Genomic DNA, 25,771 nt, shown 5'->3' with positions numbered 1-25,771 from the left:
TCCGGGGATCGTGCAGAATTCGGTAACTTAAGAACGGTCAGGGGCAACCATGGACATGAAATCGACTGCTCAAGCCGCGCGGCTGCGTCGCTTCAACGGCGTAAAGGGGTAGGTCTCGTGTCCCGTGGTTCTCTCGTTGCGGGTGCCCGCATCCGTGTCCGTGACGCCGAGTGGGTTGTCGGCCATGTCGACCGCAACCCGGTGTCGGGCAACGTGATCCATGCCGTTGGCCTCTCCGGCGTGGTCCGTGACAAGGTCGCGATCTTCGTCGACACGGTCGAGAAGGCAAGGGGGCGTGGGATCGAGGTAGTCGATCCCGCCAACGTCACGCTCGTGGCGGATGGCTCGTCCGGCTATACCGACACCCTCCTCCACTTGGAGGCGGCCCTGCGCAAGTCCGCCCCCACGGGCGAGGCGATCCAGGTCGCCGGCAAGGCTGCCATTGATGACCTCGACTTCCAGCTCGACCCCGTCCGTTTGGCCCTGAAGGCGCCCCGCGCTCGTATCCTGATCGGCGACGACGTCGGTCTGGGTAAGACCCTAGAGGCTGGCCTTCTCACCTCCGAGCTGATCCTGCGCCGCCGGGCCAAGCGTGTCCTGGTCGTCGCCACCAAGGCGATGCTGTCCCAGTTCCAGCACGAATTCTGGACCCGGTTCTCGGTCCCGCTGGTACGCATCGACAGCGATAAGATCCGCCAGATCCGGGCGCGCATCCCGCTCAACCACAACCCCTTCGACCAGTTCGACAAGGCCATCATTTCGGTCGACACCCTCAAGAACGACCTCCAGTACCGGACCGCGCTGGAGAAGGCGTGGTGGGATCTGATCATCATCGACGAGGCCCACAACGTCGCGGAGCGCAAGGGCGCCGGCGGCGTGAGCCAGCGCAACCAACTGGCGGAGCGCCTGGCGTCCCGTTCCGACGCGCTGATCCTTATGTCGGCGACGCCGCATGACGGCTCCCGTCGCAGCTTCGCAAGCCTGATGCGGATGCTTGATCCGACCTCCATCGCCAACCCGGACGAGTACGGCCCGGATGACATCAAGGGCCTGTTCCTGCGCCGCTTCCGCACGACCCCGGCCGTCGCGGCCGCCCTCAAGAGCAAGGTCCAGAAGCGCGTCACTGACCGCATCAGCTTCCGGCCATCCCCCGCAGAGGAGGCCGCCTACGAGATCCTTGCCAACCTCGACCTGCAGCAGGACAAGGCCGCCCGGAACCGTGGCCAGCGCCTCTTCAAGACGCTGCTGGAGAAGGCACTGTTTTCCAGCCCGGCGGCCTGCGCCGAGACGTTGGAGAAGCGGATCAAGGCGCTCCTCAAGGACGGCAGCCCGGAGGCAGAATCGGACGCGGCAGCCCTCGGAAAACTGCGCGACGCGGTCAGGGCCATCGATGCCGACGGCTTCGCCAAGTACCAGCGCCTGCGCAAGCTGCTTGCGGACATCAAGTGGTCGCCCAAGAAGAAGAATGACCGCATCGTGGTCTTCTCCGAGCGCATCGCAACCCTGGAATGGCTCGCCGAGCGCCTGCGCGAGGATCTCGGGCTGAACGAGGAGCAGGTGAAGACCCTGCACGCGTCCGGAGGCGACGCCGACCGGAAGGCCCAGGAGATCGTCCGCGACTTCGGCCTGGAGCGCTCGCCCATCCGCATCCTGCTTGCGTCCGACATGGCGTCCGAGGGCCTGAACCTCCACTACCTGTCGCACAAGCTCGTCCACTTCGACATCCCGTGGGCCCTGCTCACGTTCCAGCAGCGCAACGGCCGCATCGACCGCTACGGGCAGGAGCGCCAGCCCCACATCTGGTATCTCGTGGCCGAGCCGGCCCAGCCAAAGATCCGGGGCGACCTGCGTGTCCTCGACCGTCTGATCGAAAAGGACGAGGCGGCGCAGGAAAGCATCCGTGATCCGTCCGCGTTCCTCGGCACCAACGACGAGCAGGAGCAGGAGGACGTCGTCGCGGACGCCATCGAGCAGGGCCTGTCCGCGGAGCAGTTCGAAGCTGAGATGGACGCGAGGGCCGATGGCTCGGACAATGCGGACGACGACGCCTACGCCGCTCTTGAGGCGTTCTTCGAGCAGGCCCAGCCGGAGGCGCCGGCCGTCCCGGACGAACGGGAGGCGGGACGTCCGTCCGTGTTCGAGACGACGTTCGACTTTACCCAGGCTGCCCTCGAACGGGTGCAGGTCTGGAAGCACGACCTAAAGTTCAAGGTCGACAAGGTCGACCGCGTGATCACGCTCGCCATCCCGGATGATTTCCGGGAGCGTTCGGATTTCGGCGGACGGGCCGTCCGCGCCGTCGACGCCCGCTTCATGCCGCCCGAGGCCGAGCCTCAGGACGGCCAGGTCAAGCTCACCGACAACCGCTCGCTCATGAACGACCGCATCATCGCCTCGCGCCAGGGCGCCGGTGGCGGCTGGCCGGAATTCCAGTACCTGTGGGACGTCCATCCGGCCGTCGATTGGCTCGCCGACAAGATCGCGGGCGTGTTCGGACGTCAGAACGCTCCGGTGGCCCGGCTGGTCAACATCCTGGAGCCGAACCAGACGGCGTTCGTGTTCAACGGGATCGTCCCAAACCTCAAAGGACAGCCCCTGGTCGACGAGTGGCCGGTCGTGCTGTTCACCGGCGGCGAGTTCACCAAGGTCGAGACGGTGCGCGAGTTCCTGGCCCGGACGGTCTTGGGCCGCCACGAAATCCCCAACACCGGTGCGACCCGGACCGACGATGTGCAGAAGCTCGTCGTGGAGGCGGTCAACCACGCGCAGACCTATGTGCATGAAGCACGGAAGCGCTTCCAGAACGAACTTGATGGCGAGCTCCTAGAGCTGGGCGAGCGGCTCGAAGATCTGCGGAAACGTCACGAAGAGAGGATCGCGGATCTGTTCGATGGGATGGAGGACAACGCCGTCCAGCGCAGCAAGAAGGCACGGCAGGAGGACAAGGTGAAGCAGATCTTCGCTGAGTGGTGGGACTGGATCAAAAAGACACGCGACACGCCGAATGATCCCAATCCCTACGTCCGCCTTGTAGCTGTGTTCCGGGGGTGAACCATGCCGATTGAACTTGCCGGTATCTCGAACGAGAACGAATTCTACTCTGAGCACTATCTCTCGACGATCTTCGAGGGCGACATCGAGGAGACCTTCCGCACGTGGAAGGATGCCGAGAAGGCCGGAGGGATCCCGCCGAACAAGCTCATGGACAAGGTCGGCGGCCTGTGGCGGCGCCTGTCGACCGCCTACGTCGAGGAGCGCGACGACCGCAAGCGTCTCCTGATCGGGCGGGAATTCGCCCATGAGATGTTGGCCGCCCTGGGCTTCGAGAGGAACTCGGAGCTTGTGCCCGACGCGGAAGGCAAGCTCATCCCCGTCCTGGCGCGCCGCTCGTTCCACGACGGCCGTGATGCCGTATGGGTGGTCGAGGTGCCGTCCCCGCACGGAGCCGACTTCGAGGTCGACCCGCTGCAGATCCGGTTCCGGTGCGAGCAGTTCGAGGGGATGGCGTCCGCCGCGGAGGTCGAGAGCCGCCGCAAGGACAACGCGGAGGCGGCCCTCGCCAAGGGTATCTTCGCACTTGAGGCGCCTCCGCGCTTCGTCGTGTTCCTGAGCATGTCCCAGGCGGTCCTGATCGACCGTAACAAGTGGTCCGACAGCCGCCTCCTGCGTTTCCGCTTTTCGGAGATCTTCGGACGCGGCGACAGCACGACCGTTGGGGTCACGGCGGCCATGCTGCATGCCGAATCTCTAGCCCCCGGAACCGGAACCTCCCTGATCGACCGCATCGACGAGGAGAGCCATCGCCACGCCTTCGGGGTTTCGCAGGACCTCAAATACGCCCTGCGGGAAGCCATCGAACGCTTGGGCAACGAGGCGGCCGATCTGATCGTCGCCAAGCGCCGGGCCAATAAGGAGGGGGTTTTCACAGGTGAAAACGCTCTCGATGCGGAGCAGCTCACAACCGAATGCCTGCGGTACATGTACCGTCTGCTGTTCCTGTTCTTCATCGAGGCTAGGCCGGAGCTCGGCTTCGCTCCCATGAAGGCGAAGGCCTACCGCATGGGCTACAGCCTAGAGAGCCTGCGCGAGCTCGAACTCGTGCCGTTGGAGACGGACGAGGATAGGAACGGGCACTACATCTCGGACACGCTCGACACGCTGTTCAACGTCGTCTTCGAGGGTACGCCCGCTGCCGGCAAGGCCGAAAACGACATGGGGGAGGAATTCACGTTCCATTCCGTCCGCGCCCGGCTGTTCTCCCCTGACGCCATCGGCACTTATCTGCGCGGCTTGCGCTTCCGCAACGAGACGATGCAGAGGATCATCGAGCTCCTGTCGCTGTCCAAGGGCGACCGCACCCGGGGCCGGGGGCGTATCTCGTATGCGCAGCTCGGTATCTCGCAGCTCGGCGCCGTTTATGAGTCGTTGCTGTCCTTCTCTGGCTTCTTCGCGACCGAGGACCTGATCGAGCTCAAGCCTGCCGGAAAGCCCGCACCGGGCCCGTTGGAGGCGGCGTACTTTGCGCCGCAGCGCCTTGCCAGCAACTTCAAGCGGAGTGACAAGCCCCTCGAAGGCGAGATTGTCTATGAGGGCAACAGCGCGAAGGTCTACCCGAAGGGCAGCTTCATCTACCGCCTCGCCGGGCGTAACCGCGAGAACTCGGCCTCCTTCTACACGCCTGAGCCCTTGGCCCGTGTGATGGTGAAGTACGCGCTGAAGGAACTCCTCGCTGGCAAGAAGGCGGACGACATCCTGAAGCTGCGCATTGTCGAACCTGCCATGGGGTCAGCGGCGTTCCTGGTCGAGGTCGTCAACCAACTCGCCGACAAGTATCTCGAACTGAAGCAGGCTGAACTCAAGCGTCGTATTCCGCACGAGCGCTATGCCCTGGAGCGTCAGAAAGTGCGCGCCTATCTGGCCGACCGGAACGTCTTCGGCGTCGACCTCAATCCGGTCGCCGTCGAGCTTGGGCAGGTGTCGTTGTGGCTCGACTGCCTCCACGAGGGCGGGTTCGCTCCCTGGTTTGAGGACCAGGTGCACGCCGGCAATTCGCTGGTCGGAGCCCGGCGGGCGGTTTTCCCGGTCTCCTCTCTCAATGCCCGCCGCGAGGAGGATCGCTGGCACAAGCGCAAGCCGCGCGAGATCGGCTGGTCCGGCGAAGCGCGCAAGAAGGACGAGGTCTGGCATTTCCTGCTGCCCGACCCTGGCATGAGTACCTATGACCAGAAGGTAGTCCGCCCCCTCGCGCCTGACGCCTGGTCCACCTTTGCGGAATGGCGGCGCGAGTTCATGCGTCCCCTGGATAAGGACGAGATCGCAACGGTTCAGCGCCTGTCCAGCGTTGTCGATGCCCTCTTCGAAGATGTCGCGGATCGCCTGCAGGAGGTTCGCAAGGAGGTGAACGATGACATCTCGATCTGGCCGGCCGAGCCCCGTCCCGACGAGCGGCACGTTGATTTCCAGGAAAAGATCCGCCGCCTCATGAGCTTCCAGGGGGAGGGCGTGAAGAATGCCGTCTCGTGGCGGCGCCTGCGCAGCGCCATGGATGCTTGGTGCGCGCTGTGGTTCTGGCCTATCGAGGAGGCTAACCGGCTGCCGTCACGGACCAAGTTCTTCCAGGATCTCGATCTGATCCTGACCCAAGGCATTGATAACCAGAAAGTCGTCACGGGCGTGTTCGCTACGGGGGCGCCTCAAGGACGGCTGTTCGAGACCGTAACCCTGCCGGGGGAGAAGGGATCCGGTTCGCTGTTCAGGACAGAGGAACGGATAGTCGAACTGCGCCGGAACGACCTTTTCGGGGATGTCGATGTCGGCAAGCTGATCGAGGCGTCGCCGTGGTTACCAACGGCAATGGAGGTAGCACGTCAGCACCGCTTCATGCATTTCGAGCTAGAGTTCGCAGACGTCATGCGGGAGAGAGGTGGTTTCGACCTCGTGATCGGCAATCCGCCATGGCTCAAGCCGGCTTGGGTTGATGCTCACATCCTCAGCGAGTACGAGCCAGCATTTGGCATCAGAGACGTGTCTGCAGCTGAGGTTGAACAGGCTAAGCCGCAGCTACTTGATGCGCATCCGGGGCTGAAGGCTTCATACCTAGAAGATTATGTCGGGATTGGAGGGCTGCAAGCCTTTCTATCTTCGCCAACATGCTACCCGTTCTTGGCTGGTGGGCAGATCAACCTCTACAAGTGCTTCATTGATCTGGCTTTCCGCATTACTGCTAAGCAGGGGTTTTCCGCCCTTATCCATCAGGATAGCCATCTATCTGATCCAGAAGGAGGTGCTTTCAGGCGCACATGGTATCGACGTGTGAAGCGTCATTACCATTTCCGAAATGCAATTACCCGGAAGATGTTCGCTGAGGTAAAGGACGGTAAGCGGTTTAGTCTCAACGTGTATTCTGGTCGGGAACATGAGATTGGATTTGAGCATGCTTCAATGCTTCTCCTCCCGAACATGATTGATGATAGCTACGAGCATGATGGTATCGGACCCGTTCCTGGGCTGAAGCGACCGGAGGGTGGTTGGGACACGCGTGGTCATCGTAAGCGTATCGTTCGTATTGATGCTGATGTCCTTCAGACTTTCGCATCGATCATTGAAGACGAAAACACGCCAGCGGATACGACACGTTTCCTTTTCCCGTACTCGACAGAAACGCTTGCCGTCTTCCGGTCGTTCGCAGCAGACCGAATGTCATTTACGGACGGAGTTGCGGCATTCCAGATGAAGCCGCTGTTGCACGAGAGCGCCGCCATCAAGCGCCATGGTCTTATCAAGAGTAGCGTGAGATTTCCAAGCAGTTCTGATGAAATGATCCTTACGGGATCATTGGTCTACATTGGTAACGCCTTCTTCAGATGTCCTGATCAATCCGGACGACGTGAGGCCGAAATTGATCTAGACCTAATTGGGGAACAGTACATCCCCCGTACGTACTATACCCGCGTCGCAGCACCGGAAGTATTTGAGCAATTCATTCCTCCGCTCCCATGGGATGACGAAAGGCGCCACACATCTGAATACAGAATTGCTTTTCGGAATATGCTGAGTCCACAATCGGAGAGAACTTTGATCGGAGCCCTTGTGCCTCCGGGATTCGGTCACGTTCATACGGTCGAAAGTTTGGCGTTCAGCGACGAGAGCAAACTTGTTGCTGCGCTGCCTCTGTGGCTGTCTCTGCCGTTTGACTTTCTAGTTAAAGCGACAGGTCGAACGCATTTCGGGGAGTCGAGCCTGCGCTTCTTCCCTTGGGCGCATGTCTCAGACACTGCAAAACATCGTGCGCTCCGACTTTCGTGCCTTACCAAGGGCTATGCTGGTCTATGGGACACCCATGCCAATAACCTAAGGCCTCTTTCTTGGTCGTCAGACGACGTCCGACTCAAAGTGGAGGCGGAACATACGGGTCAGCATATGCTGACCTGGGTTCGCGAGGTGGCGCTACGTTCGGATTATGCGCGTCGGTGGGCCTTGATTGAAATTGACGTGCTCGTCGCTCAAGCCCTTGGCCTTTCTCTTGATCAGCTTGTTGAAATGTATCGGACCCAATTTCCGGTTCTTGAAGAGAATGAGCGAGGTACGTGGTACGACACAAACGGCCGTATTGTTTGGACCTGCTCGAAAACTTTGACAGGGATCGGGTGGCGCAAACCTGACGGGAAGAAGCCCTCGGCACGCGAGTGGGAGGACACTTACTCCAAGCTGGAAGAAGGCGAACGGCTGGACTGCGAACTCGATGTCGAGTTCCTGCCCGAGGGGCCGACCAAGGTGCGTCGGAGCTATGAGGCACCGTTTATCACCTGCGACCGCGAGGCGGACTACCGTACCGCGTGGGCCTTCTTCGAAGCCCAAAACCAGAAGAAGGCGGCCTGACCATGCTTCCCTCCATCCTTGCGCGCCAGGTTCGGGCTGGCGTTGAAGACCAACTACGCGCCTCGTTTTCGCCGTCGACGAAGGCCTTCGAGAACATCATCGAAGGCTTCCTCAACGAACCGGAGGCTCTGATCAAGGGGCCATGGCTGTCGCTCGACATGCCGTTCAGGCGGAGCGAAAGGGCGGAGGAGTTCTTCCCGGACGTACCGCTAGGGTTCAAGCCGTACAGGCATCAGGAGCGCGCGTTCGAGCGACTCTCCGGTGCGCGCCCGAAGTCGACCCTCGTGGCGACCGGAACCGGTTCGGGCAAGACGGAGTGCTTCCTCCTGCCTGTGCTCGACAGCTGCGCCAAGGCCAGGGGCGAGCCGGGCATTAAGGCGATCATCATCTATCCGATGAACGCGTTGGCATCTGACCAGGCGCGCCGGATCGCGAAGCTCATTGCCAAGAACCCGAAGCTGAAGGGACTGCGGGCCGGCATCTACGCCGACCAGCGTCCCGAACATCCGTCGTCCGTCATGACGGACACCGGGATCATCGACTCCCGAGAGGCGCTGGTGAAGAACCCGCCGGACATTCTTCTGACCAACTACAAGATGCTCGACTACATGCTTGTCCGCCCGGACGAGCGCGAGATCTGGGAGAAGAACCGGCCCGACACCCTGCGCCACCTGATCGTGGACGAGCTCCACACGTTCGACGGCGCCCAGGGTACGGACTTGGCGAGCCTGATCCGGCGCCTGAAGGCCCGCCTGAACATGCGGCATGGCGACCTTTGCTGCGTTGGCACCTCCGCCACCCTCGGTGGGCCGGAGGCCATCGAGGATCTTGTGGCCTACGCGCGGGAGATCTTCGACGAGCCGTTCGATGCCTCCTCGGTGGTCCTGGAGGACCGCCAGTCGGTCAATGAGTATCTGGAGGACATCCAGATCACCGCCCTCGACGTGCCGGCGGAGGATCAATCGACGGCGCTCGTGCGCAAGACGGATGACCTCAGCCCCGAGGAGCTCGTGCGGGTCGCTTTCGCGTTCTGGTTCAAGGCCCAGCCGCCCAAGGACATCTCAACCATGGAATGGCGGGTGACCTTGGGGCAGATGCTGGACGGGCACGTGTTCTTCCAGACGCTGCTCAAGGTCCTCAAGGGCCGGCCAAAAGCCTATGGCGACATCAAGGAGGAGTTCCGCCGGAATAAGCTGTATCGGGGCCTCAACGACGACCACCTTGAAGCCCTGCTCGACACTCTGACCGCCCTGGTGGCGCATGCCAGGCGCATCTATCCAGACGTCGTCAACGACGCTGGACAGCCAATCCCTATGCCCTTCTTTAACGTGCGCCATCAGCTCTGGCTGCGGGAGTTGCGACGCATGGTGGCCAATGTCGACCAGACGCCACGTCTTCAGCATCACGACGACCTTGGCATGGACGAACAGCGGCGGGCCCTGCCGGTCATCCATTGCCGGTCCTGTGGCGGGGCAGGGTGGGCGACCGTCACCCCGAACGACGAGCGCCGCCCTCTCTCGGCGGAACTCCAAGAGGTCTACAGCGCCTACTTCGGTTACTCGGACCGACTCCGGTTCGTGTTCAGGGAGCCGCCGGTTCCGCGGATCAAGCGCAAGGTGGTCGGTCAGACGAGGACCGCCTGGCTGTGCACCGAATGCCTTGTCCCGAACTACGGTGAAAGCTGCCCGGAGGGAGGATGCGAATCCTGCCGCGCTGCGCCGGATAAACTGATCGAAGCCTACGTCCATAAGCCAGGGCGCCTCACCGACGAGAAGTTCCGGGTCGATCACGACTGCACCTTCTGCGGGTCCCCGAACGGTCTCGGCATCCTGGGCGCGCAATCAGTGACCCTGGTGACCGGTATGGTGGCGACCATGTTCGGGTCGGACCACAACGACGACCCCAAGCTCCTGACCTTCTCCGACTCCGTTCAAGACGCCGCCCACCGGGCGGGCGTTCTTCAGGCCCGGAATGCGTCGAATGTGTTCCGAGCCGGCTTGTCGCGCTTTGTCTGCGAGGCCGTGGATCCTGATATGGGCGTCGTGGAGGCGGAAGCCCCCAAAGCGATGCAGAAGGCATTGGGGGAGGAGACACCGGATAGCGAGTTCGTCGCCACGTATCTGCCTGCCGATATGGAATGGCGGAAGGACTACAAGGATCTCCTCGCGACCGACGAACTCCCCATCGAGAGCAAGCTGCCGGAATACCTCCAGCAACGACTGGCCTGGGAGAGCTTTGCGGAGCTGACCTTCCGGTCCCGCCTCGGAGCCACCATCGAGCGAACAGGCCTCGCTGCTCCTCATCCTGATCTATCCCTGATCGAGCCTATTTGCGAAGAGATCGCCGCTCGGATGCAGGACCAGCTTGGGATGGCTTCGGACGTGATTTCCCAGGACGGCCTGCTGCGGTTTCTGGTCGGCCTGCTCGACCACATGCGGGCCCGCGGTGCGGTGGCGACTGACATCACCAAGCTCTACGTCGCCCGCGAGGCGAACTGGTATGCCGTGGTGAAGGCTCACCCGAACGGACGGTCCCTCCCACAATATGCCCCGGCTGCCCCCAAGCCGACGTTTCCCTCCAACCGGATCCTGCGGGGCTTCGAGCCGCTGACCACGGACAGTGTCGGAGGCTGGTACGTCCCTTGGTTCCTCAAGTGGTTCGAGCACAAGCTCGTTCTCACGGGCGAGCTGTACCGCGACTTCTATGAGCTCGTGTTCAAGGTCCTGGAGAACCGCCGCATCGTGGAGCGGCTTCCCATCGGCACTGGGAAGGATCTGGCGGCGATCTGCGCCTGGGGCCTGCGTCCGGAAACGGTGCGGGTCTACGCCAAGACCGCTACGGTCCGCTGCGACACCTGCGGGAACCAGCATCACGTGCCCCAATCCTATACCAATGTTTGGACTGGGATGCGGTGCACCCGCGTCGGTTGTGACGGGGCCATGGAACTGGATGGGGATGCCCGCCGCAACGGGTACCGCACCCGGATCCTCACCAAGGGGCGGATCAAGCGCGTCATCGCGGCCGAGCACACCAGCCTCCTCGACCGTGAGAAGCGCCAGCAGGTCGAGCAGCGCTTCATGACCCAGGACCGCAAGGCCTGGTACCCCAATCTCCTGGCGGCGACACCGACGCTGGAGATGGGTATCAACATCGGCGACCTGTCGACCCTGGTGCTGTGCTCTGTCCCTCCCGAGCAGGCCAACTACGTCCAACGCATCGGGCGGACGGGGCGCCGGGACGGCAACTCCCTCAACGTGACGGTCGCGACCGCCCGTCCCCATGACATGTGGTACTGGACGGACCCCGAGGAGATGATCTCCGGAAAGGTTCGGACGCCAGGCGTCCATCTGAAAGCAGTCGCCATCCTGAAGCGCCAGTTCGCGGCCTACACGCTCGACCGCTGGGTGGCCGAGAAGGGGGCAGGGGTCAAGGGCTACGGAAAGGTCCGTGATGCGCTCAACGCCATCGCGACGAACAATCAGAATGCCTTCCCGCTGTTCTGGTTCGCGTTCGTCGAGGCGAATGCGACGCGCCTGTTCGAGGAGTTCTGCGCTCTGTTCCCGAGGCTCCGGGAGGATACCGAGGCCTTAGAGACACTCCACGCGTTCGCGCACGGCGGGGACAATGAGGGTTTGGCTCACGCCGTTGCGAATGAGTTCGCCGATGTCGCCAATGAGATCGCCGCGATCCAGCAGCGCATCGAGGCGGCGACGGCCATGGTCAAGAAGCTCAAGGCTCAGGAGCCGCCGCCGCTCGATCTGAACGAGCGTCTGACCGCGCTCGACCGTGAGAAGCGAGCCTTGGGGCCGATCAAGCGCGAGATCAACAACGGCGACATCGTCGGCTTCCTGACGGACCGGGGCATTCTCCCAAACTGCCTGTTCCCGGAGCAGGGCGTCACGCTGAAGTCGATCTTGTACCGCTCGGATGCGTCCACGGACGATGAAAAGGCTCCGACCATCACCGAATACACAAGGCCGGCAGCGGCCGCTCTAGGCGAGTTCGCTCCGAGCGCCTTGTTCTACGCCGACAGCCGGAAGCTCAAAATCGACCAGGTCGACCTGTCGGCCTCGCCCATCGAGCACTGGCGCGTCTGCCCGGACTGCACCCACATGGCCCTTGCGCCTGCGGAGACCACGTCGGATGGGTGCCCGTCCTGCGGATCCATGATGTGGGCCGACATGGGGTCACGCCGCCCTATGATCCGCTTGAAGCAGGTCTTTGCCGTCGGGAGCGACCGCAACACGCGGATCGGAGACGATGGGGACGAGCGCGAGACCCGCTACTTCGACCGCGACTATCTGCCTGCGTTCGACCGCAGTCAGATCGGAGACGCCTACGCCGTCGAGGACGGGGTCCTGCCGTTCGCGTTCGAGCACCTGCGGCGATGCACGTTCCGTGAAGTCAACTTCGGCGAGACCGGCGACACGCCGTCCGGCCAGAAGGTGGCCGGTGAGCGCCGCCTCGGGCACGGGTTCTCGCTCTGCCGCTCCTGCGGCCGCGTCCAGGATCCCGAGGAGATCCGCCGCCTACGCCGGGACGGCTCCAAAAAGGGCCTGCATCAGCCCCGGTGCCAGGAGGTGAACTCCGAGAGCGACGACACTTACGTGTCGGTCGTCTATCTTTACCGGGAGTTCACGTCAGAGGCGATCCGGTTCCTGCTGCCGCTCGCCTCCTCGAACGATCAGGACCACAACAAAGTGAAGTCCCTTCGCGCGGCCATGGACCTTGGGCTGCGCCTCCACTTCAAGGGCAAGGTCGACCATCTGCGCACGTCGTTGGTGGAAGCGGCCGACGGCCCGCTCACGCGCCGGTACCTCTATCTTTACGATACCGTCCCCGGTGGGACGGGCTATCTCAAGCAACTCGCCACCCGGCCGGACGAGATGCGAGACGTGTTCGCGCTCGCGCTGGCGCACATGCGCGACTGCGTCTGCAACATGGATCCCCGCAAGGATGGCTGCCCGCGCTGCATCCGTTCGCACGCCTCGACATTCGGGCGAGGGGAGGTGTCCCGCGACACCGCAAGCCGGATCATCGCCGAGATCCTGACTGACTGGGACAAGCTGCGTTCGGTCGACAACGTGGACGGCGTGAAGCTCAACAAGGCTCTGGAGAGTGAGCTTGAAGCGATGTTCCTGAGGCGCTTCAAGCACGACGTCATCGACAACGGGGGCAAGTTTATCAGCACGGTGGTCAACGGGCAGCCGGGCTATTTCGTCAAGCTGAGCGAGGGGGAGTGGCGCCTGGAGCCGCAGGTTGATCTCGACAAGCGGCTTCCCTCTCTGGGCATTCCAAGAACCCGGGCCGACTTCGTCCTGTGGCCCGCGGTGCCGACGCCAGACTCCAAACCCATGGCGATCTACCTCGACGGCTGGCAATGGCACCACGACCGGGTTCCCAAGGACCTGACGATTCGCCAGGAACTCCTCCGGTCAGGACATGCCCTGGTGTGGTCGCTGTCTTGGTCCGACGTCGAGGCGGCCTCGAGCGAGGCCAAGAAGCATCTCTGGGATCCTGTCCCACCGCTGCCGGAGGAGAGGCTCAAGCTCCTCACCGATGGAGCTCAAGTCCTGACCGACCTGAAGGCTGTCCTGGAGGCGGCACCGTTCGACCAGTTCCTGCGCTTCGTTCGGTGCCCGGATCTTGCTGTGTGGAAGAATCGGGCTCGCGCAATTTCGACAGGCGTGTTCCTGGCAGGGATGCAGGCTGGCAAGGATCCCAAGGCCGTCTTGGCGTCAACGGAGGTGTTCACCGGCGATCCCGGCCGGGCAACCTTGGAGGCCATTCCTAAGACGCCGCTGTACGGACAGAGGCTAGATAAGGGTATCGGTTGCTTCACTGTCGTAGTGGAACAGCCATGGAAGCCGCCTGCGTGGCCGGAGGCCCACGCGCTGACCACCGTCGTTGGCTTCGAGCACCGCCTGGAGGCTTCGCCGGAGGCCAAGAAGGCTTGGAACGGGGCGCTGCGCCTCCTCAACCTTCTTCAGTTCGGCGGTCCGCTGTACGTGGGGTGCACGGAGGAGATGGGTCTTTCTCCCGCTCCGCGTCCACTATCCGGGAAAGTCGATGCCAACAGTGAGGCTTGGACGGACGTCGAGCGGTTGGTCCTCTCCGACCTGCTATCACTCGTCCAGAACCTCAGGCAGCAAGTCCCTCCCGTCGCTCCTCCGGAGGTTCTCTACGAGGTGGCCGATGAGGAAGGAAATGCCCTCGGCACCTTGGAGCTGGCGTGGCCCGACAAGAAACGGGGGATTGTGCTTGATGCCAACCTCGCAGGCCTCTTCCCAGGCTGGACGATCATCGTCTACGCCGGGCAGGAAAACATATTCGATGACGATCCAGTAGGAGAGCCGGCATGACCGCGCGCAAGCCTGACGTTCATATCATGATCGACGCCCTGTTGTCGCAGAATCGGCTGCCGCGGGCGGTTCAGGACAAGGCGGCCAAACTCATCCTCAAGCTGAAGAACGACCCGGCTGCGAACGGGGTCAACTTCGAGAGCATCGAAGGGGCCCGCGACCGCCACATGAAGTCGGCCCGGATCGACCAGGGCCACCGCGCTATCGTGTACGACCGCGGCGGCGCCCTAGTCGTGCTGTGGATGGACAAGCACGACGATGCCTATCGTTGGGCGCGTGACCGCATCATTGACATCAACCCGTTGACCGCCTCGGTGCAGGTCACCGACATGAGCCTCGTCGAGGCGCCGCGTACGCCCGCAGTTGTGGCATCCACGTCGAGGGCACGTTTTGCGGATTACAGCGATGCCGATCTAATTGCGGTCGGTGTCCCTGAGGCGCTGCTGCCGGCGATCAGGGTAATCCAGACTGATGAAGAACTCGAAGCCAACAAGCCGGGTATCCCGGCTGACGCATACGACGCGTTAATCTGCTTGGCGGTGGGTTACTCGGTCGAGGAAACGTTGGAGGAGCTGGAGCGCACCTCCGGCCCGAGCATCTCGACGGATGACTTCGCTGCGGCGCTCAAGACGCCGGAAAGCCAGCGCTCCTTCTGGTTCGTGGAGGGCGACCAGGAGCTCCAGAAGGTGCTCGACGAGCCCTTGGAGTTTTGGCGCGTCTTCCTCCATCCATCCCAGCGCAAGCTCGTGAACCGCCAATGGAATGGGCCGGTCCTTGTCAGGGGCGGCGCCGGCACCGGCAAGACAGTAGTCGGGATGCACCGCGCCCGCTACCTGGCCGACCGCTTGATCGCGGCGAAGGATGCGCTCGGCAAGATCCTCTTCACGACCTTCACGTCGAACCTCGCGGCGGACGTGAAGGCGAACCTGGCCAATCTTTGCTCGCAGGAGGAGATGGACCGGATCGAGGTCATCCATCTTGATGGATGGGTGACGGATTTCCTCCGGCGCCAGGGCTACCAGCGGGAGATCCTGTATGGGGAGGCTCCGCGCTTGCAGGACGCATGGGACGCCGCCTTCCGGGCGCACGGCAAGGACATCGGCTTGACCCTGGAGTTTCTGCGCGATGAGTGGCGCCAGGTCGTGCAGGCGAACGGCATCTCGGATCTGCCAGGTTACCTTCGGGTGCAGCGGACCGGGCGTGGCACGTCCATCGACCGGAAGACCAAGGAGAAGGTCTGGGCCGTGTTCGCGGCCTACCGCGCCCGGCTCGACGAGGAGGAACTCTCCGAGGCCGAGGACGCCTACCGGCACGCCCGGGAGATCCTTCGCGCAAAGCCAGCCCTGCTGCCGTACCGTGCCATTGTGGTCGACGAGGCGCAGGACCTCGGTGCCGAGGCCTTCCGTCTGATCGCTGAGATCGCCCCCAAGGCTGATGGTGTGGCCGGCCCCCACAGCATGTTCATCGTCGGCGACGCGCACCAGCGCATCTACGGACGCAGGGCGTCCATGACCAAGTGCGGCATCAATGTTCGGGGTAGGAGCCGCAAGCTCCGCATCTGCTACCGGACCTCCGACGAGATCCGGCGCTTTGCCGAGGCTATCGTCCAGGGCGTCACCGTCGACGATCTTGACGAGTCTACGGATGACCTGACGGGCTATCGCAGCCTCTTCCACGGCCCAAAGCCGGACATCGCCATCTGCTCCTCCTCGGAGGAGGAAATGACGGCCCTGATCGAATGGATCGAGCGCTGCAAGGCCGATGGAATCGAGGAAAGCGAGATCTGTGTCCTCGCGCGCACGAACGATCTCGTCACGGCTGCAGCCAACGGACTGAAGGCGCGCGGCTTCAAGGTGAACCTGCTTGCGCGGAAAAAGGCTGACGACCGGGCCAAGCCTGGATTGCGTCTGGGCACGATGCACCGCGCGAAGGGGCTGGAGTTCGCGGCCATCGCCATCGTCGATGTCAACGACGGTGTGGTGCCACCGCGCCGGATCTTGGATGCCGCGCCCGATGCCGCGATCAGGCGGCAGGTCGTCGAGGCGGACAAGGCGCTTCTGCACGTTTCAGCTACGCGCGCCAAGACGCGTCTGTTCGTGGCGAGTTCGGGAGATCAAAGCGAACTGCTGCCAAAGGTGGCGGCTGGCCAGCAGGCGAAGGCGGCATGATGAGCGCAATTACTTCCGCTGCCTCTGCGGATCCGGCTGTTGATGAGGCTCTGCAGCGTTTCACGCTGCCGGCGTTCTGGTCCGGTTTCAAGGATCAAGCTCCCTTCGTCCATCCACAGGACCGCCCGGTCATCGCCAAGTCACCTCACGGAGGGTGGCTTGCGACCGCCGCCGCCGAGAACTTCGACACCTTCGTTCAGTCGGGAACACTCGGTGTCGGAGACGAACGGTTCTATTTCTCGCTTCTTCCCGTCCCGTATGCCGGCGATCTCGCCCAGGCTGACATCTTCATCCTCCTGTTGAACCCGGGTGGCGGCGGCGTTTTCGACTTTCATGTCGAATATCGCTGCCCCTCTTGGCGGGAACGAGTGCTGGGCAACCTCTCCCAGGCGGTCCACGGGATGGAGTTCCCCAACCTCAATCTGGATCCCGAGTTTTGCTGGACGGGTGGCTATCAGTGGTGGGAGCGCAAGCTGAGGGCCGTCGCCATGGAGCTTGTCCCTCTGTGTGGGAGCTATCGCAAGGCGCTGCGCGAATTGTCTCGACGCGTCGCATGCATCGAGCTCGTGCCCTACCACTCCACTTCGTTTAATGGTCATAAGCTCCTTGAGATCCTTCCCTCGACCCTCCAGGCCCGGCGCTACGTTCGCGATGTGCTCCTGCCGCGGGCGCAGAGGGACGAACTCAGCATCATCGTCACCCGACAGAGCAAGACCTGGGGCCTTCCTGCACAGGAAGGGGTGCCAAGCATAGTGCATTACACGGGCCAACAGGCACGCGGGGTGCATTTCGGGCCGAACACAACCGGCGGCCGGGAGATCCTGCGGCGGATCAGGAAAGCGGGCCCTCTCAGCTAGACCGGGAAAGTCATGACGCGCGAACCAAAGAAGCCCTCCCGCCTCGGGTTGGAAATCGAGGCGGCCGTGGAGCGCGATCCGCGCTTCGAGCGGCATCAGCCAAACCGGCTCTACCAGTGCACTTTCCGCACCGTGGCGGGGCGCAGGGTTTTCGCTTTCGAGCGGGTCACGCTGGATGCGATCAGGTTCTGGCTGCCGGTGACGGAGGTCGTGAAGAAGGCCGTGGCCGCAGAGGGCATCGTGGTGCCGGAGATCAGCATCTCTTATCCGGACAGGAATGATCCCGACCGCTACGGGCGCTTGTCCAATCTCTTGGGTGTTCCCGAACTTAGGAACCGGCCGCTACTGCCTGTGCCCGTCACATCGGCCGGACAGGCGCTCCGTGTTCTCTCGGCGTTGCGCTGACCATGTTGGGCTTCATCAAGGGCCTGCTGGGCATTAGCCGGCCGAACCGGCAGGAGCAGACGGCCATCGTAGCGGCGGTTCAGGCGTCGCTTGAAAGCGCGAAGGTACCCAATTCAAGGAGGCCGACCCATCAGGAGCAGGTCACCATTGTCGCTGCCGTGCGGACGTCCCTTGAACCGGAACCGCAGGATGCCGCCGACGCCCAGGGGCTGCAAGTCCGCCAGCTGATCAAAGAGGCTTTGGAGACAACGACCCCGGACTCTCTGGTCCAGTCGCTGGAATTCGTGACGCGGTTCCGGCGAATGTCCGTCTGGAATGCCAGAATGGTGTACATCCAGCGTCCAGGAGCCCGGGCTGTCGCTTCCGAGTACGAATGGGTGAAGATAGGCCGGCACGTGCTCCCGGATGCCGTCCCGATCATCATCCTCTGGCCATTCGGACCCATTCGATTCGTCTATGAGTTGGCTGATACCGGGCCTCCGCTGGAGCGCGACGATCCCAACGATCCTTTCGCGGTCGCAGGTGAATTTTCCCCTCAGATGCTCGCGACCTTGATCCGGGGGCTTGAAAAACAGAAGCTGTTCCGCGTGAAGACGGAATTCCGTCGGCATGGCTATGACAGCGCTGGAACGGCCGCATACCACGGTGTCGATGGTCGGACAGGGGCCGATGCGCCAGACGCGCTAGGGCCGTCCGCCGTCGACGTGCAGACCGCCGCGTCAGTCGTCGAAGGCATTCGGGTCTATGGGGTCGTGATCAATGATCGGATGACACCTCGTGAGCGTTTTGTCACCTTGGCTCATGAGCTTGGTCATATCTTCTGTGGCCACTTAGGAGGCTGCCAGTCGATCACGACCAAGGCGAATGAGAGCGGTTGGCCGGATCGAACCCATTTGAGCCTTAGCGAGCGCGAGATCGAGGCCGAGGCGGTCGCGTACCTCGTTGCTGCCCGGGCCGGCTTGAAGCCGGCCTCAGCCAACTACCTTCGTCCGCACGCCAAGTCGGCGAACTTGTCGAAAGTCGATATCGACGCCGTGGTCCGCGCGGCGGCCAGGATAGAACGGCTAGCCAATATTTCTTACGGTAAGGTTCTGTTCGAAAAACCGAGAGCAGGCTAGACCCGCACTCCGCATGCCATGGCGGGCGAGGAGTGCGATCTTCAACGGTCCAATTCGTTAAAGCCGCCAAACCCTCTGCGCCCTCACCATATGTGTCCGATTGGGCTTCGTCATGCCTCGGCCTTCGCAGTGGCCTTTGAACGAGAGGTCTTGATCGGGAGCATCATGTCAACCGCTTCAAAAAGACGACGGGTGTAGACATCGGATTGGCGCCTCAGGCTGGCGGTCGTGATCAACAACAAGTAGCCCCCAATCGCCAGCGAGCCTGCGACCGAGGCAAATGCAGGCTTTCCAAACCACAGCGCTAGGCCTGCAGAGATCAGGCCGATCACACTGGACAGCAGACCCCACGGACGGAGAGCGAGCAGGTTTCGCTGGAACCCATAGGATACGTTCTCGGCATAGATGAGATGAAACTTCTTGCTGTCCCGGGTCTGGTTCCGGAGCCAAGCCGCTGCCCGATCATAGCGCTGGTCGCAAGACACAGGATCGCGTGCTTCCTCTGCCGCAGTCGGAAGGTCCAGGTTTGGATTGAGGCGCTTGATCGCCTTGTGCAAGGCCTGTTTCTCACCCGAAGCCAATTGCGGATCACGGTGCCTCAGATAGATCGCCGACGGGCAGCCGCCCCACTCGTGCCACAGCTTCTCTTCCAGCTTCTTGCCGGCGTCGCGCGTCACCTGGGAGATGAAGTAAGCCATGACGGTCGTGACAAGACCGGCACCACCCCACTTCCACGGATCGAACGTCACTTCGATCCAGGGCAGCACGGCCAGGGCAAGTGGAACAAGGATGACAAGCGCCGGCAGGACGCGGGCTGTGATCGTGTAGCGGTCGATGTGGATCATGCGGCAGTTCCAAGTGTGTCGGAGGACGCGGATGCGGGAGGGAGCCCAACCGGATGGGTTGCTTCGACGACGAGGCTCTCGTAGCCGTCCGGCCTGAGGATCAACATGAGCACGGGAAAGGTTTGCTCGGCGGCAAGGTGCAAGGCGGTGCGGAGATCGGTTGCCGATGCTCCGCTCGGCACAAGGTGATTGTGCCAGGTCCCCAACGGATACAGGGCTCCACCCGAACCAGACACGATATCTTCCAGGGTGTCGCGAAGCCCTTCCTTGCCAAGGATGAATTCATCCCTGCTGAAGCGGCTGTCGGGCGGCGCCGGCAGAACATCGACCACATGGAAGGTGTTGCCCACGTCGGCGTACCGGCCGATGAGAACTCCGCCCGTCTCGACGCCCGCCCGGTCGGCCACCGCCTGACGGATGGCTGCATCGACGCGGGAGCTCAGGCGCACACAGGGTGCATCTGGATTGGATCCTTGGACCACAAGCCACGGCTCGATGGGGATCCGAGCCCAGGTTTGATTGAGGCCGTCTTCGGCCAGGCGCCCGAGCAGAAGTTCGCCACCCGCAGGCGGAGGGCCGTACCTGAGGGTGTTGGCCAAGGTCTCCGCCATCGGCGCGCACAGGGCGGACAGGCGCGCGTCGGAAAGCGGGAATGTGAGGGACGAGCAACTCTGCCCGATGGCGATGGCCTGTGCCTCGGTGCCGAAGGCCAGGTGCCGTGAGGACGGGTCCCGCTGAAGATGGCGATAGGCCTCGACAGCGAGGTCGGCCGTCGAAGGATTGGCCGCCGGTCCTTCCACAGTCATGTAGCCGAAGCTGCCTGCTCCCAGCAGGCACGTTTCGATGACGCGGGGACGGCTCGGGAGCGAGTTGGCGGCCAACGCTTCCCGAACGGCAACCGAACCGGTGGCATTGACCACCACACCCGCTCCTGGCGGGAACATTGCCGAGCCCCCGGCCTTGGCCTCCGTCAGTTCAGAGATGATGTCGATGTTCATCGCTGTTGCCGGCTGGCGAAAATCGTCAAGGGCCTGGGCAAGCAGCCCGGCCTTGCCGGCGAACATGCGCGAGCCATCGTCTTCTGGAAGAGTGGCATGACGGGCGAAGTTGTGGGGCAGCATGATGTCCCGGTCGATGACGACCGATGGACCGCGCCCGGTTCGCGCCATGTGCACGGCCATCTTAGACCCGACACTGCCGCAGCCCAGCAGTGTCCATGAGGGCCGTTCCTGGCTCTCGTCATCGCCGGAAGCACGCCGCAGCAGCGGGATCGAGAGCACATCGCAGTGAAGGGCCAGTCGGACCGGATGGTCGCTCTTCGGCGAGAGGTCATCGCCCCCACCGATTTCGATAAGGTAGGGACAGGCTTCGATGGGCGAGTTCGTCCCCGAGAGGTTGCAGGGACGGCGAGCCAGGAGGATGACTGCCAACGGGGCGGGAGCCTTGAACGACACGGCTCGGAGGCGCTGTTCCATCAACCTCATCCGCGCCGCGAACACCTCCCCGCAGCCGAGCTCCTGCGCGCGACGGTGCAGGGATGCCACGTCTGAAACCGTTTCTGGGGTGTACCGGTCGGCGACGAAAGGGGCGCCCGATGCGGCCTTGCCGGACCAAGCGACCAGGGCGAGGCCGGAGCCCCATCTTACGCCAGCCTGGCTTCCGAAGCGGAACGACCCGGCGAACTCGGCATCAAGGGGCCGGAGACGATTAGAGGTCTCAAGCCGGTAGATCCCATCCCCCATGCTTGCCCCTGAGGCGATGTATTCGGCATCGTAAACCGCCGAACCCGCCGAGCGGGTCGGCAGGCTCTGGAGCCATGCCGCATCGGCGATGATGATGTCGCTGAAATCGTCGCGGCGGGTCGGCTCCCACCCGTGCGTCGGGTCGATGAGCTGGACCAGCGCGGCGCGCTCCAGCCAGTCCGCGATCTGCCCAACGACGCCGAGAATGCCTCGCGAGCGCATCAACTCGCGCGTGGATCCCGCGAGGTAACATGGCTCTGGCGGCAAGCCCTTCTTGATGGGCAAGAGATGGGGATGCGACCGGTCGAAGTCCTCTCGCAGGAAAACCCTGGGCGGCGACAGCGGATAACGTGCCGTGAAGGCGAGCACCACAGGTTCCACCGCCAGCACGCCATTCGGACTGAGGCCTTCGGCCCGCCATGGCCCAGGGAGATTGGTGTCGATGTGCACCGTCGCGGTGGTGATCGAGGGATCCAGGTCGGGCCCCGCTGTGACCGAGGCCACGGCGGGATGTGTCGCGATCACGCGCAAGGCACGGGAAATCTGCAGGGCTGCTGGAGGGCTCAATCGACGCTCCTCAGCCATGCGGCCAGGGCTGGGCGCCGACGCCGCTGACCAGCGCAACGCTCGCGGCCACCATGGAACGCTTCGGCTTGGCCCCAGCCCAGGTGACCTCGATTTCGTACGGCTCCTGCCCCTTCTGATCGGCGATGCAGGTGAAGCTGCCGCTCTTCGGGCGCAGGATATCCTGGTACTCCCGCTTCGCGCGCGTGCAGGGTGGGTCACGGTCATCGTCGCAGATCGTCTTGCTGCTCGACAGGATCAGCGCTCCCGGGCGTGCCTGGCCAAGTGCCTTGCGCGCGGTCTCCGAGACGATGGCAGCCTCTCCCCAGATCGACCAGCTGAAGCGGGACAGGCTATGCCAGCTGCAATGATGCGGCGCCACGAGGACGTCGTATTCCAGGACCGAGGACTGGTGGGCATTACGGTCCCAGATACGCTCCCAGATCACGACCTCCGCATCGCCACCGAGCAGGTAGCGGGCTGCGGCAGCAGTCCCGTCGGCCTGAAGGTCGAGCCGCAGGACGACGGAGCTGTTGTTCTTCGACAGGGTCTCTTCCTCTTCCTCGTCCCCGGATGGGAGAATCGGAGCGAGCAGCCGCGCCTCGAACGTACCGTCCATTACGCCCCCGATGATCCTGAACGTCTCGTTGGCCTTGACGAGGATGGCGCGGAGATCATCGGTCTTGCCGTCGATATCCTCGCCCAGGATGAGGATGCGGTCGCCCTCTCCTGCGTAGCGCCATGTCCTGAAGAGGTTCACTCGGCGGCGCGCCTCCGTGTTCCAGGCCTTCGCATCGTCACACAGCGTGTGGTTCTTGCAGGCTCGGCGGAAAACCACGGGGCTCGACCACATCTCCCGGATCACGATCTTGTCGTCCTTGGCCGACCAGGAGCTGAGGGGGCCGAGGTGGAAGTGCTTCTGCAGCCCGCGGCAGTGGTCCTGGTCGGGGTGGGTGAGGAGAAAGGCGTCGACATACAACCGTCCCGCCGCATCCCGCTTGAGCCGCTTGCGGAGCTGGCCAGCCACATCCGGGATGTCTTTCTCCTCGGGATCGTCCGCGGCGGCGCGGATATTGATGTCGGTCAGGATGGTCCGGCCGCTCTCCAACTCGAAGAGAGCCATGTCACCGTTGCCTACTCGGAAGTGAATCGTCTTTGCCCCCATGGCAGATCTCCTTTCCCTCAGATGTGCCCTTTACGGGCTATTAAGTATGTCTACTCCGAACATGGCGACGCTTGTTTCCCTTGTCAAGGAGTTCTAGTATGCCTACTCCGAACAAAAACGAATAACGAGAACGAACGGAGAACCCAATGGCTGCCTTTGGCGAGAAAATTCGGAATTTGCGGAAAAAAGCTGGCCTGACGTTGGATCAGTTGGCCGAGCGCACCGAATCGAGCAAAAGTTACATCTGGGAGCTTGAGAACAAGAACCCGCCCCGTCCGTCGGCCGAGAAGATCGCCCGCATAGCCGCCGCCCTCGGCGTCACTGGCGACTACCTCATGTCCAACGACGGGGATCTGCAGTCGGCAGAGGATGAGGCTTTCTTCCGAAAGTATCAGGGGCTCGACCCGGCCGTGAAAGAGCGCATCCGCAAGATGACGGATATAATGGGGGACTGATGTCGCAGGGGAAGAAGCCGGGGCGCTGGGCCGCCGACCTGACGGTCCTGCTGAACGCGGCCTTCCCGACGAACAGGTTTCCCGTAGACGTCGAGGCCTTGGCGCTGGACTATTCGCGTCAATGCTGGCCGGATGATCCCATCCTGAAGGTGGTGGGGGAAAGCCTGCCAGGGTTTGAAGGAGCCCTCGTCCCGATGGGCCGACCTCGGAAGGGATGGGGCATCCTTTACAACAACGACGGTGTCAGCGACGGTCGCCGTCGCTTCACAGTCGCCCATGAACTCGCTCATTACCTGATGCATCGGCACCTCATGTCAGAGGACGGTGTCCGTTGCGACGAAACCTCCGTCTCCCGACGCGACGGCAAAGGCATTGAGAAAGAGGCTGACGAATTCGCGGCGGCACTTCTCATGCCACTTGATGACATGCGCCGCCAGATTGCTCCTAAAGACAAGCCGGATTTGACCGCGCTGAGCACCTGTGCGGATCGGTATGGCGTTTCCCTCCTTGCAGTGACGCTGCGGTGGCTTGAATACACGGAGCGTCGCTCGTTGCTGGTGGTCTCACGCGATGGGTATGCCCTGTGGGCTCGGTCGAGCGAACCGGCACTCAGGTCGGGGCGGTTTATCCGCACATCGGGCGAGCCCTTTGAAATCCCGGCCGCGTCATGCGCTGGCATGGAGGATTTCTCGGAGGAGGCGAGATACGGTGTCTTTCTTCCCGCGCATGTATGGTTCCCTGAGCCGGTCGAAGAGGTCTCATTCCATTCGGATCGTTACGATCAGGTTCTCACCATCCTTCATCTCGGCAAGGAGGTCCGAGGGTACAGGATGGATGAGCCCGACGTGGAAGACACGTTCGACCGTTTTCTGCGGGAGCGTCCATAAGGACGGACAGCCGGCTGAGCTCGGGAGGCAAGGATCAGCCTCTTCGTGACGATCTCCAGGACGCCCTAGTCCCTTCGAAGCAGCGAGGCCATCCGCAGGGGCCGGGCTTGTGCACGCTTACGCTTGTCCTTAGGTGCTGGCTGATGCTTCCAGGTAAAAGAGGTGTCAAGCATGACAATCTTCGACGGTGGTCCACATGACCTTGAGGGGGGTGCTCGCGCCGGGCAGCCGCGTTTCGATTATCTCAACCGATCTGCGCGTCGCGAAGCGGTCCTCATTCGAGCCACGCTGGAGGGGTTCATCGAGCGGTACCCGGCTCCTCTGCGGTCAGAGCTCGCTGCCCGCATTCGCGATGAGGCCGCACATGAGAGTGCCGTCTTTGAGCTCCTGCTGCATGAATGGTGCCTGCGCGCCGGCATGCGCGTCCTCGATGTGGAGCCGGCAGTGCCCGGCTCCCGTCGCCGGCCTGATTTCCTCGTCGAGGATGCGCAGGGGGTACGCTTTTACCTGGAGGCAGCTCTTGCTCGCGGCGAGTCGGATCAGGAGGTTGGCGCGCGGCGCCGGAAGGACGATGTGCTCGCCGCCTTGGATCGGCTCGATTCGCCCGAGTTCCTGCTCGACATCCGCACGCGAGGCGCGCCGGCGACCCCAGTGGCATTGCGCAACCTGACCAACCGCGTCACCCAATGGCTGGCCACCCTCGATCACACCACGGTTGCGCAGACTTGGGAGCGCGGGGCAGTCGACGATGTGTTCGCCGAGGACCTCCACAGCATGCGGCTTGAACTGAGACCAATCCCAAGACGGTCCACCCGGGGTGAGCGTGACCGTCGCGCGACCGGCGTTATTTTCGGTGGCGTTCGCCAAGCTTCGCCGCAGGCGGCAATCCGGACGGCCTTGATCAATAAGGCAACCCGCTACGGTGCTCTCGACCTGCCGCTGGTCGTGGCAGTCAACGCCCTCGACCAAGCCGCTGGCCGTGATGATGTCTTCACCGCCTTGCTCGGCACCGAAGCTTATTACGAGTCCATCGGTGATGAGGCCTCTGGATGGGGGCGGGTGCCGGATGGAGTTTGGAATGGGCCGAACGGACCCCAATGCCGTAGGCTGAGCGCCGTGCTGTCCACAGAGCGACTTGACGCGTGGTCGCTGGGGCAACGGTCTGCGTGCCTGATAGAGAACCCGTATGCTTTGCGCGTCGTCGAGGGTCTGGATTTCCGTGTTGATGCATGGCGCCCCCACAACAATGAGCTGCGCGCGACATCCGGCATTCCATTGCACGAAGTTTTCGGCTTGCCTCACAACTGGCCTGAGTAGCAGGCCCG

At 62.9% G+C, this 25,771-nt stretch carries 13 protein-coding genes; 10 read left to right on the top strand and 3 right to left on the bottom strand.

What is annotated here, in order from left to right; genetic code table 11:
• Positions 1–117 precede the first annotated feature (117 nt).
• The 7 genes from JQC81_RS04460 (at position 118) to JQC81_RS04430 (ending at position 18,788) form a co-directional block, all read left to right on the top strand.
• Positions 118–3,051 (top strand): DEAD/DEAH box helicase, encoded by a 2,934-nt coding sequence (locus tag JQC81_RS04460; RefSeq protein WP_203270517.1) that lies wholly within the window; start codon positions 118–120, stop codon positions 3,049–3,051.
• Between the two features lie 561 nt (positions 3,052–3,612).
• Positions 3,613–7,878 carry an N-6 DNA methylase gene (locus JQC81_RS04455; protein ID WP_203270516.1) on the top strand — a complete coding sequence of 1,422 codons (4,266 nt, stop codon included), beginning with the start codon at positions 3,613–3,615 and terminating at the stop codon, positions 7,876–7,878.
• A 2-nt stretch (positions 7,879–7,880) separates the two neighbouring features.
• Entirely contained in the window at positions 7,881–14,240 is a 6,360-nt protein-coding gene (locus tag JQC81_RS04450) for a DEAD/DEAH box helicase family protein (RefSeq protein ID WP_203270515.1), read from the top strand.
• Positions 14,237–16,408, top strand: coding sequence for a UvrD-helicase domain-containing protein (locus JQC81_RS04445; protein WP_203270514.1), 2,172 nt, complete (start codon positions 14,237–14,239; stop codon positions 16,406–16,408). Before JQC81_RS04450 ends, JQC81_RS04445 begins: the two co-directional genes overlap by 4 nt.
• Entirely contained in the window at positions 16,405–17,265 is an 861-nt protein-coding gene (locus JQC81_RS04440) for a hypothetical protein (protein WP_203270513.1), read from the top strand. The genes JQC81_RS04445 and JQC81_RS04440 overlap by 4 nt, the downstream gene beginning before the upstream one ends.
• Before the next feature lie 12 nt (positions 17,266–17,277).
• Positions 17,278–17,670: a hypothetical protein gene (locus tag JQC81_RS04435; protein WP_203270512.1), complete on the top strand. Its 393-nt coding sequence runs from the start codon at positions 17,278–17,280 to the stop codon at positions 17,668–17,670.
• Between the two features lie 2 nt (positions 17,671–17,672).
• Positions 17,673–18,788, top strand: coding sequence for an ImmA/IrrE family metallo-endopeptidase (locus JQC81_RS04430; RefSeq protein ID WP_203270511.1), 1,116 nt, complete (start codon positions 17,673–17,675; stop codon positions 18,786–18,788).
• Between the two features lie 110 nt (positions 18,789–18,898).
• Here the strand turns inward: JQC81_RS04430 and JQC81_RS04425 are convergent, their stop codons facing one another.
• From JQC81_RS04425 to mblB, 3 genes are read right to left on the bottom strand one after another with little or no spacing between them, the layout of a single operon-like run.
• A complete protein-coding gene (locus JQC81_RS04425) occupies positions 18,899–19,633 on the bottom strand; it encodes a hypothetical protein (protein ID WP_203270510.1) in 735 nt (244 codons plus the stop codon).
• On the bottom strand, positions 19,630–21,942 hold the full coding sequence (gene cap2-3, locus JQC81_RS04420; protein ID WP_203270509.1) for an anti-phage 6A-MBL system cap2_3 protein: 2,313 nt from the start codon (positions 21,940–21,942) through the stop codon (positions 19,630–19,632). Before cap2-3 ends, JQC81_RS04425 begins: the two co-directional genes overlap by 4 nt.
• A gap of 10 nt (positions 21,943–21,952) precedes the next feature.
• Positions 21,953–23,104, bottom strand: a complete 1,152-nt coding sequence (gene mblB, locus JQC81_RS04415) for an anti-phage 6A-MBL system MBL-fold protein (protein ID WP_203270508.1) — start codon at positions 23,102–23,104, stop codon at positions 21,953–21,955.
• Positions 23,105–23,250: 146 nt separating this feature from the next.
• Here mblB and JQC81_RS04410 point away from each other — a divergent pair, with 146 nt between their 5' ends.
• The 3 genes from JQC81_RS04410 to JQC81_RS04400 all read left to right on the top strand — a co-directional run bounded on the left by JQC81_RS04410 (position 23,251) and on the right by JQC81_RS04400 (position 25,763).
• Positions 23,251–23,559 (top strand): helix-turn-helix domain-containing protein, encoded by a 309-nt coding sequence (locus JQC81_RS04410; RefSeq protein WP_203270507.1) that lies wholly within the window; start codon positions 23,251–23,253, stop codon positions 23,557–23,559.
• Positions 23,559–24,446, top strand: a complete 888-nt coding sequence (locus tag JQC81_RS04405; protein ID WP_203270506.1) for an ImmA/IrrE family metallo-endopeptidase — start codon at positions 23,559–23,561, stop codon at positions 24,444–24,446. The genes JQC81_RS04410 and JQC81_RS04405 overlap by 1 nt, the downstream gene beginning before the upstream one ends.
• A gap of 171 nt (positions 24,447–24,617) precedes the next feature.
• Entirely contained in the window at positions 24,618–25,763 is a 1,146-nt protein-coding gene (locus tag JQC81_RS04400) for a hypothetical protein (RefSeq protein WP_203270505.1), read from the top strand.
• The last annotated feature ends 8 nt before the right edge of the window (positions 25,764–25,771 follow it).

The sequence above is a fragment of the Microvirga arabica genome (assembly GCF_016811235.1).
Classification (GTDB): domain Bacteria; phylum Pseudomonadota; class Alphaproteobacteria; order Rhizobiales; family Beijerinckiaceae; genus Microvirga; species Microvirga arabica.
Note: the sequence above shows the minus strand (reverse complement) of the source record. Positions and strands in the feature narration are given on the sequence as shown.